The sequence below is a fragment of the Bradyrhizobium sp. genome (genome assembly GCF_027307225.1).
GTDB lineage: Bacteria > Pseudomonadota > Alphaproteobacteria > Rhizobiales > Xanthobacteraceae > Bradyrhizobium.
Genome location: NZ_DAHUXJ010000025.1, coordinates 29,089 through 41,539, shown reverse-complemented (window position 1 = coordinate 41,539; position 12,451 = coordinate 29,089). Strand labels below are relative to the sequence as shown.

Sequence of the window (12,451 nt, the reverse complement as noted above, 5' to 3'; positions counted from 1 at the left end):
CTACGCCCAAAAACAGCACCGGCGCCGCTTAAAAAAGAGGGCGCCGGCGAAATGGTCCAAATGAGGCGCGCCTTACGAGCTCGCGTTCAGCACCGTGACGGCGCGGCGATTCTGCGACCAGCAGGAGATGTCGTTACAAACCGCAACCGGACGCTCCTTGCCATAGGAGATGGTGCGCATCCGCGACTGATCGATGCCGCGCGAGGCGAGGAAGGTCCGCACCGATTGCGCGCGGCGCGCGCCGAGCGCGATGTTGTACTCGCGGGTTCCGCGTTCGTCGGCATGGCCTTCAATGGTGAAGGTATAGCGGGGGTAGCTCTGCAACCACTGCGCCTGCTTTTCCAGGGTCGCGATCGCCTGCGGCGACAGGTCGGTCTGGTCGCTGTCAAAGAAGACGCGGTCGCCGACATTGACGACGAAGTCCTGCTGGCTGCCCGGCGTCGCTGCGCTCGCCATTGCGCCGTCGGTCAGCGGATTCTTTGCGCAGGCACCCATCGACAGCGCCACCGCAAGAACTGCGGCCAGCTTCAAACCCTGGAGGATACGCATAGGATGTTTCATTCCGGAGCCTCCACGCTCGCGTTTTCAACTTCTATCCCGTCTACAGGTCGATGGTTAAGCGAACGTTCCGTCAACCTTGATGGGATGTTGCCGGACCCGTTCAAATGCCCCAAGTCTACGAAAAGCGACCGGCATGGTTAATGGGTTGTAAATGTGGCACGAGGGTGAAGGCAAGGCCGAGCGGCGGAATATACCGCCTTTTCAAGGCCATGGGCTGTGATTTGAGCCTTGATCGGTCAGCATGGCCGCGGCGAGCCGTCGAACCGGTCGATGGCTAGTTTACCTCGCCATTGCAGCGAATTGGCCGCGCGCTAGGGAGCCGATTTGAGTGCTATCGGGACTGCCAGCAGTCGGAGTCTGGCAGCGACCGAAGTGCCGGTCGGTTTCGAGGTGGGCCGTTCACGGGATCGCTGGCTGATTGGCGCCTGAGCTGGCGTTTGATCACGCAGGTTTTCCGCGTTCTGGCCGCGGTGACGCCGCCGAGCGTGTGGCCATTATACGGGTTTACCGGCAATGCTTGGCTGGTAAAAATCCACCTCGCCAGCTACTACCAATTGACCTTGCACCCGACGGGCGGCAACGCCCCTGATCCGAATGTTTACAAATATGCAAGCGCGAACTGAGAGGCTGAGAGCAGATATCAACAAGCGGCGGAAACCATGAATGTTTACAAGGCGTCAATTGATTCAGATGAACTGAAAAAGCTGTCGGTTCTCCGGCCCTGGGGCACGCTGGCTGCATTGGCTCTGGATTGGGCGGTGATCGCTGCGGCGATTGTTGTCAGCTGCCATTTCGGCGGGATTTGGCTATACCTCGCGGCGGTAGCGGTCATTGCCGGGCGGATGCATGGTTTGGGTGTGTTGATGCACGAGGCGGCGCATTTCCGCTTTCTAAAGAATCGAGAAATGGCCGACGCGGTTGCAGATCTTTTTATGGCTTGGCCGATTATGGCGACGGTTGATGGCTATCGTCAGAACCATCTGGCGCATCACCAGCACACCAACACCGACAAGGACCCTGACTGGGTCGTCAAACTCGGCAAGGCCGCCTACACCTTCCCGCTAGCGGTGAGGGTCTTGACCTTAAACGTCCTTGGCTATCTCGCCGCAATAAACTCGTTGCGCGATCTGGCTCAGATCCTACCCAGGGTTTCAGGGGTAAAGCAATCAGCCCGTTATAAGCTGACGCGCCTCGGATACTATCTCGGCGCCGCGACCCTCATTACAATGCTCGGCATCTGGAAGAGCTTCCTGCTCTACTGGATCGTGCCTTATATGACGCTGTTCTTTTTATTTCTCTATGTGCGCGGCGTCGCCGAGCATTTCGGCAGCATGGACTACGGCGAGGAACTCGGCAGCACACGCACCGTCGTCCCCTATTTTTGGGAGCGCTGTTTCTTCGCTCCTCACAATATCAACCTTCACATCGAGCATCATCTCTTTCCGGGCGTGCCGTTCTATAATCTACCCAAGCTCAGTGCAGCGTTGATGCGGGACGAGACCTACCGCACCAAGGCCCACGTCACTCGCGGCTACTCGACGGGCGTGCTGCGGGAGTGTTTGGCAGCGGCCAAGCTTCCGGGTTTCGCCCCGCCATAGGCGGGGGCTTGGCAGGTTTGGTTAGAAATTGGCGTCTTTCGCCAAATGGCTTCGAAACAATCGGACGACTAAATTGGCCGACTACGGCGCGGAGCGGACGCCTCCGCCGGCCTGACGTCAAACAATGGACGAGATGGAGGCCTGGCTCGGCAGAAACTCCGGCACATCGAGTGCCAAGGGCGGCTGGTCACGATGACGCTCGAACAGCATCCGCCGCTCGAAATCGGTCGATTCCATAATGGGAAAACGCGCCGCCACTCGCTCCCAAGATGCCCTGTAGTCACAGGCCATCAATGCGACCTTCCTTAACACGTTCGGAAATGAACGCGGTTGAGCGATGGTGTCCTGCAGGAAAACACGGCGGTAGAACGCCTGATGCTCCGAGCGAACCAGTGCAAGACAAAAGTCAGCGTTAAAATATTCGCAGGCGAGATAGGCGAGCCGCAAGGTCAAATAAGGGAGTTCGGGAAACCGCTGCTGCCTTTCGGGATCAGCAACGAAACGGGCCGGGTCGACGAAGACCTCACCGCGATCGAGGCGAGGGTTGAGAATGTCGCCGAATAATTCGGTTGCGTAGGACGTCCGCCATTCGGAAGTCAGGATATGGACGCGGAGCGCACTGGTGAGTTCACCGTCGATATAGATTCCGAATGTCCGAGCATTGGGCGCAGCATCGTATTGATCGCTCACGCGCCGGGAATCTGATGGCAGGATCAATCCGGCATGCAGATAGGCCCTGTATCGCAGCGCGTAGATTTGATCTTTGTCCGCAGGGGTTTCGGCTAGCCGGTAATCAACGCGATCAAGCAACGCCGACCCGTGAAGAACAGGCGACGTGCGCAATTCGGCTCCTGGCTGCATCTGGCCCCCCTCAAACCCCGAACAACTTCTACGCGAGGAGAAAGATTAATAGCTCCTTAACAGGATTGCAAAGCATTAGAGACGTTACGGTTAATCGTTTGGCGCAATAAAATTCTGCAAAACCAGGGGAATTTTCGCCTGGCGAGAAAACAGGGCGCGCCGTGCTTAAGGGATCGGACGCCTCGGGGGCGCCTCAGGCAATCGAGCGGGAAGGCAGAAAATCTTCCGGCCTGCGGCCGTGAGAGGCGTTCAGCAACTGCAGGATCCGGGGAGCCGGGACGGGCCGGCTGAAGAGATAGCCCTGCGCCTCGCTGACCGTGCCATCGGCGTTGATGAGTTCGAGCTGCTCGTTGGTCTCGATGCCTTCGACCACGACCGACATGCCGAGATCCGCGCTCAAGCGCGCCACGCCGCGCAACAGCCGCAGCGGACGGTCGGTGTCGATCCCTTCCAGGAACGAACGGTCGATCTTCACCTTCTGCAGCGGGAAATTATGCAGGTAGCTGAGGCTCGAGTAGCCGGTGCCGAAATCGTCGAGCGAAATGCGCACACCGAGCTCGCGCAATTGAGAAAGCAGCTCATTGGTCATCTGCGTATTGCGCAGCAGGGCGGATTCCGTGATTTCGATTTCGAGCCGGTGCGCCGGCAATCCCGACACGTCGAGCGCATAGCGAACCTCGCTCAGGAGATCGCGCTGATGAAACTGCTGCGGCGAGAAGTTGACCGCAACGCTGACGGCATCCGGCCACTGCTTGCACTCCTGGCAGGCCTTGCGCAGGATCCAGCGGCCGAGGTCGACGATCAGGCCCATGTCTTCGGCGACCGGAATGATGTCGATCGGGGAAACCGTGCCGCGAAGCGGGTGATTCCAGCGCAGCAACGCCTCGCAGGTCGAGATCTTGCCGTTCTTCAGATTGACAAGCGGCTGATAGAACAGCTCGAACTCCTCGTTCGCGAGCGCCTTGCGCAGGTCGAGTTCGAGAATGCGGCGCGCCTCGACGACTTGCGCCATTTCGTCGCGGAAGAAGCAGAAGGTGCCACGGCCATCCGCCTTGGCACGGTCGAGCGCCATGTCGGCGTTCTTCAGAAGCGTGTCGGCACTGACGCCGGACGTCATGGCAATGCCGATGCTGGCGCCGATTTCCACCAGATGGTTGTCGATCTTGTAGCGCTCGCTCAGGTGATCGACGATGCGGCGCGCCAGCGCGGCTGCCTCGTCCGGCGAACGAATGTTCTGCTGGAACACCACGAATTCGTCACCGCCGAACCGCGCCACGAAATCCTCGGGCCGCAACATCGCACGCAGCCGATCGGCCACCGCGCATAGCAACTGGTCGCCGCAGGGATGACCGAGCGTATCGTTGACCTGCTTGAACTGATCGAGGTCGATGAACAACAGCGCCGACATCTGATGGGAGCTGTATGGAGCGGCGAGCAGGTGCTCGATCTCGTCGCGGAAATTAGCTCGGTTCGGAAGCCCGGTGAGTTCGTCATATCGCGCCAGATGCGTGATCCTCGCTTCGGCATTGCGTCGCTCGGTGACGTCCTCGAGCAGCACCACGGCGCCGCCATCGGCCATCGGCTGGAAGGCCCAGGACAGCGAGCGGCCCCGCGCGACGTCGGGGTCGGTCGTAATGATGCCCCTGGCTTGCGGATTCTGGATTTCGGCAAGAATCATGTTTGCGTTCGGCGCCGAGATCGACCCCGCGTCGACGCACGCCGACAAGATATCGGACGTGCTCGGGCGCAAATAGGCCAGATCGGCCGGCAGACCCATCATCTCGCCAAAGCAATGGTTCATCACGGCCAGACACCCGTCGCTCGTGAACATGCACAGGCCGTGCGGCATGTTGTTCAAGGCGGTGTCGAATTGAGTGGCGAGCGCCGCTTCACGCTCGCGGGCCACGATCGCCCGCATGAATATCCTGTGCAGGTTGGCCGACATTTGCATCACGACGACCAGGAATATCGCCGTCACGACCGACATGGCGACGTAATAGGGCGTGCCACGCAACGCCATCCCGATCACGATCGGACAGAATACAAGCGCGGCCTGCACCTGGAATATCCACTGGCGGCCATAGGCCCTGCCCGCGCCCCCCGATACGACCCCGGTGATAACGGAAAGAGCGATCATGTGGGCCACGGCGTCGCCGGTCCACACGAATGTGACGAAGCCCCATATGCCGATCGCGGAGGCCTGCAGCATCGCTCCGATCTGGTAGCGCATCTGCCACTGTGTCGCCTCATCGGCGGTGAGGGTCGATTTCCGTGCCTGATATCGTCGCCAGTCGTAGACCCGGACGAGGCCCGCGAGGATGAGGAGCGCGACACATCCCCAGATCAGATTTTGGCCGGTCTTCAGCGCGGTCATGCTTGCTGCGAGGGCCAGCATGACGATACCCACATGCACCGGACGAGGCGTTTCGAACAGCGAATCGATCAACGCCGCACGGATCGACGGCGAGATCTGTTCGTCAGGTATTTCCCGCTGGTTGGCGAGCTGCATTTTTTTGGGCGTACGTCCGCTTCGGAAGTGCCTAGCCTTACCCGGCCGAGATGAAGCCTTTCTGAGCGAACATCGTTACCGGGACGTTGTCTTTTGCTCCCGATCGCGCGAAATCTGCCCACTGAATCAGCGGGCTAGGCAGGCTTTGCCGATCCATGCACCGGCGATTCCGACAAACTCAGGAGAGCAGCGGCGACCACGCCGGATCGGAGGCAAATCCGGGCGTCGGCTGGCGCTGTTCGAAGCGACCGGAAATATCGACCGTGAACAGGTTCGGACCCGGGCCAAGATCGCGGAAGAACATCACGACCCGCCCGTTTGGCGCAAAGGTCGGCCCTTCATTGTGGAAGCCGGAGGTCAGGATCCGTTCGCCCGATCCGTCAGGCTTGATGATGCCAATCGAGAACTGCCCGCCGCCCTGTTTGGTAAACGCAATGTAATCGCCACGCGGCGACCACACCGGCGTCGAGTAGGTACCGTCGCCAAAGGAGATGCGTTGGGCCTGGCCGCCGGTGGCCGCCATCACATAGATCTGCGGCTTTCCGCCGCGGTCGGATTCGAAGGTGATGTGGGAGCCGTCGGGCGAATAGGACGGCGAGGTGTCGATCGCCGGCGTGTCGGTCAGGCGCGTGGTCGATTTCGAGCGCAGATCCATCGCAAACAGGTTCGAGTTGCCGCCCTGTTGCAGGCTCATGATCACGCGCTGGCCGTCCGGCGAGAAGCGCGGCGAGAAGGTCATGCCGGGGAAATTACCGACGATTTCGCGCTGCCCGGTTTCGACGTTGAGCAGATAGACGCGCGGCTCGCCCTGGCCGAATTCCATATAGGTGATTTCCTGGGTCGACGGCGAGAAGCGCGGCGTTATCACGAGATCGGTGCCGCGGGTCAGGTAGCGGACATTGAAGCCGTCCTGATCCATCAGCGCGAGCCGCTTGACGCGCCGCTCCTTGGAGCCGGTCTCGTCAACAAACACGACGCGGCTGTCGAAATAGCCCTTTTCGCCGGTCAGACGCTCGTAGATCTGGTCGGAGATGATGTGGGCTATGCGCCGCCAGTTTTCCGGCTGCGTGAAATATTGCTGTCCCGCCAGCGGCTGACCGGTCGCGACGTCCCAGAGGCGGAATTCGGCCTTCAGCCGTCCGTCGCCCTGCCTCGTCATGCGGCCGGTCACCAGCGCCTGCGCGTTGATGCTTTTCCAGTTGTTGAACTGCGGAACGGCATCGATGTTGACGACCTTGTCGATGTAGGCCGCCTGGTCGATCGGCACGAACAGCCCGCTGCGCTTGAGGTTGTTGGTGATGACCTGGGTGACGCCGACGCCGACGTCGCCATCGGCCGGCGAGCCGCCGACGAAGTTCGGGATCGCGATCGGAAGCGGGACGAACTCGCCCTCGGGAACGATAATGCGTTTTTGCGCGCTGGCCGGACGAACCGGAATACCAGCGAGCACGCCAAGCGTGGCCATACCCGAAACGAGCTGCCGACGGCTCAGGCGAAACGGCGTTTGGCGCGATAGGTCTTTGTCGGTCATCTGCTGGGCTTCATTTGATATACGCGGATCATAACATCTGCGTTTCAGCTCTTTCGCTCCGTGAACACCGGCGCAAAGAACTTCCACTCCTCGAAATAGGCGGCAGGAAGACGGTAGGGCTGGCATTCGATGATCGCACGCAAGGCGCTTTCCTGATAGACGCGCAGATACGGCGTCGCCGGCGTTCCCTCCGGAGCCGGCGATGATTCCAGCGTGCCGTCGCGCTTCAGCCTGATCGAGAATGCGGCTTCCGGATTCTGGTTGTCGAGCCCGCCATACGGCTTCTTCCAGCAACGCTCCACCTGCTGCTGGAACATGGCTCCCCACGTCGCCGAATTGTCCGCTGCCTTGCCTTTGGTCGTTCCAAGCGCCGCGTTGGAATTGAGCGTGTCGCCGGTCGCGGCCAGATGCGATGGATCACGCTTGTCGAGGAGCGCGGCGATCTTGGTGCTATCGAAGGTACGGTCTTTCGGCTTCTGAGGTTGTGGCGGAGGGGTCGAGGCCTGTGGCTTCGGCGGATGTTTCTTCTCGTCCTTCTTCAAAGCCTCCGCGATCGGGTCGGTCATGTCGGGCTTCTTTTCGACCTGCTTCGGCTCTGGCTTCGGTTCGGTTTTGGCGACCGGTTTCGGCGGGTCAGGCTTTTTCTCAACCGGCTTTTCGACGGGCTTCGGTTGTGGCGGCGGCGCCGTATCGGTGACGACGGGCGCCTTCTCGGTGACCTTGCCGGTGGCATCGTCGATCGGTTTCGCTTCGGCGACCTTTTCCACCAGCGGCTTGGGATTTTCCTTCTTCCCTGACTTCATTCCGGCGGTGACATGCGAGAGCTGGTCGGCGGAGATCACGTCGACAGCGACGACATCCTCGTCCGGCATGACGAAGGCCTTGGTGGAAAACGTAAACAGTCCCCACCCCAGCACGAGGAGGTGCAGGACAATCGACGCCACCACCGTTTTGTCGACTTTGACCTTCAAGTCATGCCTTCCGTTTCAGTCCTAAAGGCGTTCCGCGCACGATCGCCATTCTCAGGAGCCCTGCTCGGGAATGATGACAATATTTGCCTTGTACCCGGCTGCCCGGATCTCCCCGAGCAGTTTCATCATCTCCGCATAGCAAACATCCTTGTCGCCGCGCAGGTAAACCACGCTTTCGGCGTCTGACCGGGTCTCGCGAATCGCCTTGATCTTGGGCAGCAGGTCCGTGGGCGCAATCTGCGTATCCCCCAGGTAGAGGTCGACATTCGAGTTGCAGCCACCGTTCGTGCGTTTGACCGACAGCGTCAAAGGCGGCTGGTTGGATGCGGCCGATTTGCCGCCGGCGGCGACCGGCAGATCGATGTCGATATTCGACGTCATCAGCGGCGCGGCGACCATGAAGATGATCAGGAGCACCAGCATCACGTCCACCATCGGCGTGACGTTGATCTCCGACATCACGGCGCTACGCCGGCCGCGACGCCGGCCGCCGCCGCCCGACGAGCTCGCCATGTTCATCGCCATGTTTCGGTGCTCACAATAAGCTCATTTTATACGGGTACGGGACCTTCACGCACGCTCGTCGATCTGACGCGACAGAATAGCCGAGAACTCGTCCGCAAAACCTTCCAGCCGCTGGGCTTGCCGGTTCACCTCCGAGGTGAACTTGTTGTAGAAAATGGTCGCCGGAATGGCGGCGATAAGGCCGATGGCCGTGGCAAAAAGCGCTTCCGCGATGCCCGGGGCAACCACCGACAACGAGGTATTTTTCGACGCGGCGATGGACTGGAAGCTTGACATGATGCCCCAGACGGTACCGAACAGACCGACAAAGGGGCTCGCGGAACCGACAGTCGCAAGCACCAGAAGCCTTCGTTCGAGCCGCTCGATTTCACGGGCGATCGAGACATTCATGACCTTTTCGATCCGCATCTGAAGCCCTGCGAAGGATCGCGCTTGGCTTTCAAAGGAGCGTTTCCATTCGCGCATCGCCGCCACAAAACACGCCGCCATCGACTGGGTCGGCTTGGCGGCAAGCGTGCGGTAAAGCTCCTCGATCGATTGGCCCGACCAGAAAGCCTGCTCGAAGCGATCCATGGCGCGGCGGGTGCGTGAATAGAGAATGATCTTGTCGATGGCGATCGCCCAGACCCAGACCGAGCAGGACAACAGCCCGAGCATCACGCATTTCACGATCCAGTGAGCGTGCCAGAACAGGGTAATCAGCGAGACGTCAGCGGATGGCAGCGGCAGGGCGGTCTGCGCCACGTCGGCCGGATTCATAAGCGATGTCCTCTCAACGACAGTGGAGCGGATTTGACAGCGGACTTACACATAGCGAATGCCAAATCCAGAACTCCACCAGAAACCCATATTTGTCAGTGCTCCGTTGGTTCTGACATTCGTAGGCGAATGCGCCGCAACTGGATACGAATGTCCGAACCAGAGCACTGATATCCCAATTCCCCTGTAGCCATACGCTCGCGAGCGCAAATGGCCTCTGATCTTGCGGCCGCGCAAACAACGCGAGGCGCGCACTCAACGCCGGCGCGCGAAAAGCCGTGATGTGTCACAAGGGAGGCCGTCCAAAGCCGGGGCTGGCTTCCCCTGCCAACGTGTCAAAACGAGGGCTTTCCGCGCGTCTTTTCGTCCCTCACCAGACGCCAATCGTGGTTAACACCCGGTTACCAAAGGCGATTTCTGGTCCAGCAAAAGCCGGCCAACCACGGACGTAAAACCGCCGGCAAGCGGCTGTTTTGGCGGCTAAAATACAAAGCCGCCCGTCGGCTTTCGCAGACGGGCGGCTCAGGGGCCATTAGCTCGCAAGGGGCGTTACGCGCCTTCTGGCCTGGTTCCAGTTTCAGCTTTGAGGGTGATCGTCGGACGGCGAGGCCGGTCGCGGCCGATGTTGCGCCATGAACTGGTCGAATTCTTCCTTGTCCTTGGCGTGACGCAGCCGGTCGAGGAAATCGCGGAAATCCTTCTGCTCATCCTCGAGCCGCCGCAGCGTTTCCATGCGGTACTCGTCGAAGGCGCGGTTGCCGCTCGAAGGCGAGCCGAAGGGGAAGCCGTGGCGCTCCATGCGGCTGCGCATCCGCTCCATCTTGTACTGCATCCGCTCCATCTTGTTGGACCAGCGGTCTTGATGATTCCAGCAACCCATTTTTCTGCTCCCGAGTGTGAAAAAGAGAAGGGCTAGTCCAATCGGCCACCAGAGGATGAAGCCAAGGACCGTCACGGCGATCCACCCGGGATGCCAGGGCGAATGGAGCATGTGCGGGTGGCGGTCGTACTCTTCGGTCGGACCGCGCCATCGATTGACATCTGCGGTGTAGGCCATTTGCCTCTCTCCATCGGCTTATGCCGTTGTGAATGTAAATAACATTTACATACCTAGACCTTTCCGGATTTTTGTCAAGTTGGATCGAGCGGCGGCCGCTCACATTATTTTGGGCGGCCCCAAGGACCGCCCGGCGGCGGTCCGGGCGGGTTTTTTCCCGCGGCTTCCGGGGCCGGCGATCTGCGATCGGTCGAAAAGCCGAGGCCGCGCAGATAGATGAGCACTTCGGCTTCCAGAAGTTCCTCCGCCGACATCGGCAGCGTGCGCCGCGCGGCGTCGCCGCGCGCGAATAGAGAAGCGATGCCGTGCGACATCGACCAGATGTGCAGCGCCATCATCAACGCCGGCGGCCGCGGCGTACCTGGCGGCGCAAGTGCAGCGAGCCGCTCCGCGGCAGCACGGATCACGGCAAAGGCGCGCTCGGCCGCGGCATGCAAGCCAGTACTGGCGTCGATCGCAAGGCCGGATTCGAACATCGCGGAATAGAAGGAAGGTTGCTCGCGCGCAAAGGCGAGATACGCCTTGCCGACCCGCTCAAACGCGGTGACGGTGTCGGGGCGTCCATCGTCCCAGGCTTGCGACAGTGCGGATTCAAATTGCTCGAAGCCGCGCTGCGCGATGCTCGACAGGAGTTCGTCGCGGTCGCGGAAATGCCGGTAAGGCGCAGCCGGGCTGACACCGGCGATGCGCGCGGCGTCGGCAAAGGTGAAACCCGCCGCGCCCTTTTTTGCAATCAGGTCGAGCGCAGCCTGCAACAGCGCCTCCTTGAGATTGCCGTGATGATAGCCGCGTTCGCCGCGGCCCTGATCCTTCCAGCTCATGTAAAAGATATTTACATGAAACCGCACAGATTTGAAGCCCGCGAGCGACGCCTACGGGCTTCAACCCAAAACGGGGTTAGCGGGTTTCCTGAGCCTTGCGCCCTAGTGCGGTGAATTTGAAGTTCCTATCAGTTTCGCGGTAACCTCGTCATAGGAACTTCAAATTCTAAACCGCCCTAGAATCATATGATTGCTAGTGCTCCTTTGATTCCGAAGTTCGTAAACGTGGAGCCGCAATATGATACGAACTTCGGAATCGGAGCACTAGTGTGGCGGTTCCGAAGTTCGAAACGTGGCTCCGCAAAATGCGACGAACTTCGGAATCGGGACACTAGCCGCCTGGAATCGGCAGCACCGGCATCACTTCGACCGCTTCGCCGGGGAAGATCGAGAAATGCGGATGGTCCTCGAACATTTTGGCCGCCGCCTCATGCGACGCCGCGCGGACCACCGTGAAGGCGCCCATCGCGTTGACGACATCGGCAATCCCTTGCGAATCGACCTTCTTGGTCTTGCCGAGCGGCCCGCCCATCTGGACGAGCGAAGCCTGGTGCTTCTCGACCCAGGCCTTCCACGCCGCGATGCCGCGGATCTCCCTGGCCTTGCGATCGGCTTCCGACAGAGCATTCCATTCTGCCCATTTCGGGCTGGTTTTGCTGCCGAGGAAGACAGCGAGATAGGTGTCATTCGCGCTCATCTGATTTCTCCTGGTTTCCGGTTGGCTGGTAGATGGATTGCGCTCAGCGCTTGCCGCGCTGCAATTCGTCGAAGCCGGCCGCAGCTTCCTTCACGTCGGCCGGGAAGTCCGTCATTTCCATGACCTGACGGATTTCGATGGTCTCATTGTTGGCAGCCGGACAACGCTTCGCCCAGGCGATCGCCTCCTCGCGCGACTTAACGTCGATCATCCAGTAGCCGCCGATCACCTCTTTCGACTCCGCGAAGGGGCCATCGGTGACGACCGGCCTGCCGTTCTCGAACGAGATCCGAACGCCCATGGACGGGGGGTGCAGGCCGTCCAGCGTGATCAGGATGCCGGCCTCCTTGAGTTCGTTGTTGTATTTCATCATCGCCGCGACGGCTTCGGCCGGCGGCATCGTACCCGGCGCTGCCGCCTCATACCCCCGCGGGATCATCAGCATCATGAATCGCATTACTCTCTCCGTTCCCAATTCGGCCTCGACAGAACCCGGACAGACCGGCGCTCTCGAAAGGAAGACGATTGGCCCGTTGCGGTCCCGACAAGTTCGCGAAATTA

13 protein-coding genes are annotated in these 12,451 nt (G+C 60.4%); 2 read left to right on the top strand and 11 right to left on the bottom strand.

Annotation, left to right across the window (positions count from 1 at the left end):
• Nucleotides 1-72: 72 nt before the first annotated feature.
• A complete protein-coding gene (pal, locus tag M6D32_RS04565; RefSeq protein ID WP_298253808.1) occupies nt 73-561 on the bottom strand; it encodes a peptidoglycan-associated lipoprotein Pal in 489 nt (162 codons plus the stop codon).
• Nucleotides 562-998: 437 nt separating this feature from the next.
• Here pal and M6D32_RS04560 point away from each other — a divergent pair, with 437 nt between their 5' ends.
• A complete protein-coding gene (locus M6D32_RS04560) occupies nt 999-1,184 on the top strand; it encodes a hypothetical protein (protein WP_298253806.1) in 186 nt (61 codons plus the stop codon).
• Nucleotides 1,185-1,220: 36 nt separating this feature from the next.
• Nucleotides 1,221-2,159, top strand: a complete 939-nt coding sequence (locus M6D32_RS04555; RefSeq protein WP_298253803.1) for a fatty acid desaturase family protein — start codon at nt 1,221-1,223, stop codon at nt 2,157-2,159.
• 117 nt (nt 2,160-2,276) lie between these two features.
• Here M6D32_RS04555 and M6D32_RS04550 read toward each other — a convergent pair whose 3' ends face one another.
• The 10 genes from M6D32_RS04550 to M6D32_RS04505 form a co-directional block, all read right to left on the bottom strand.
• The gene (locus M6D32_RS04550) at nt 2,277-3,020 is read right to left on the bottom strand and encodes a hypothetical protein (protein WP_298253801.1); all 744 of its coding nucleotides are present in this window, start codon (nt 3,018-3,020) and stop codon (nt 2,277-2,279) included.
• 193 nt (nt 3,021-3,213) lie between these two features.
• Nucleotides 3,214-5,529: an EAL domain-containing protein gene (locus M6D32_RS04545; RefSeq protein WP_298253798.1), complete on the bottom strand. Its 2,316-nt coding sequence runs from the start codon at nt 5,527-5,529 to the stop codon at nt 3,214-3,216.
• A gap of 178 nt (nt 5,530-5,707) precedes the next feature.
• Entirely contained in the window at nt 5,708-7,060 is a 1,353-nt protein-coding gene (gene tolB / locus M6D32_RS04540) for a Tol-Pal system beta propeller repeat protein TolB (RefSeq protein WP_298253796.1), read from the bottom strand.
• A 44-nt stretch (nt 7,061-7,104) separates the two neighbouring features.
• On the bottom strand, nt 7,105-8,031 hold the full coding sequence (locus tag M6D32_RS04535) for a cell envelope integrity protein TolA (RefSeq protein WP_298253794.1): 927 nt from the start codon (nt 8,029-8,031) through the stop codon (nt 7,105-7,107).
• Between the two features lie 51 nt (nt 8,032-8,082).
• Nucleotides 8,083-8,556, bottom strand: coding sequence for a biopolymer transporter ExbD (locus tag M6D32_RS04530; RefSeq protein ID WP_298253792.1), 474 nt, complete (start codon nt 8,554-8,556; stop codon nt 8,083-8,085).
• A 45-nt stretch (nt 8,557-8,601) separates the two neighbouring features.
• Nucleotides 8,602-9,315, bottom strand: a complete 714-nt coding sequence (gene tolQ, locus M6D32_RS04525) for a protein TolQ (protein WP_298253790.1) — start codon at nt 9,313-9,315, stop codon at nt 8,602-8,604.
• A gap of 577 nt (nt 9,316-9,892) precedes the next feature.
• Nucleotides 9,893-10,372 carry a DUF2852 domain-containing protein gene (locus tag M6D32_RS04520; RefSeq protein WP_298253788.1) on the bottom strand — a complete coding sequence of 160 codons (480 nt, stop codon included), beginning with the start codon at nt 10,370-10,372 and terminating at the stop codon, nt 9,893-9,895.
• Nucleotides 10,373-10,476: 104 nt separating this feature from the next.
• Complete coding sequence (locus tag M6D32_RS04515) at nt 10,477-11,193, bottom strand: TetR/AcrR family transcriptional regulator (RefSeq protein WP_298253787.1); 717 nt, start codon at nt 11,191-11,193, stop codon at nt 10,477-10,479.
• Nucleotides 11,194-11,524: 331 nt separating this feature from the next.
• Nucleotides 11,525-11,890 (bottom strand): hypothetical protein, encoded by a 366-nt coding sequence (locus M6D32_RS04510; protein WP_298253786.1) that lies wholly within the window; start codon nt 11,888-11,890, stop codon nt 11,525-11,527.
• 43 nt (nt 11,891-11,933) lie between these two features.
• Nucleotides 11,934-12,347 carry a YciI family protein gene (locus M6D32_RS04505; protein WP_298253785.1) on the bottom strand — a complete coding sequence of 138 codons (414 nt, stop codon included), beginning with the start codon at nt 12,345-12,347 and terminating at the stop codon, nt 11,934-11,936.
• Nucleotides 12,348-12,451 lie beyond the last annotated feature (104 nt).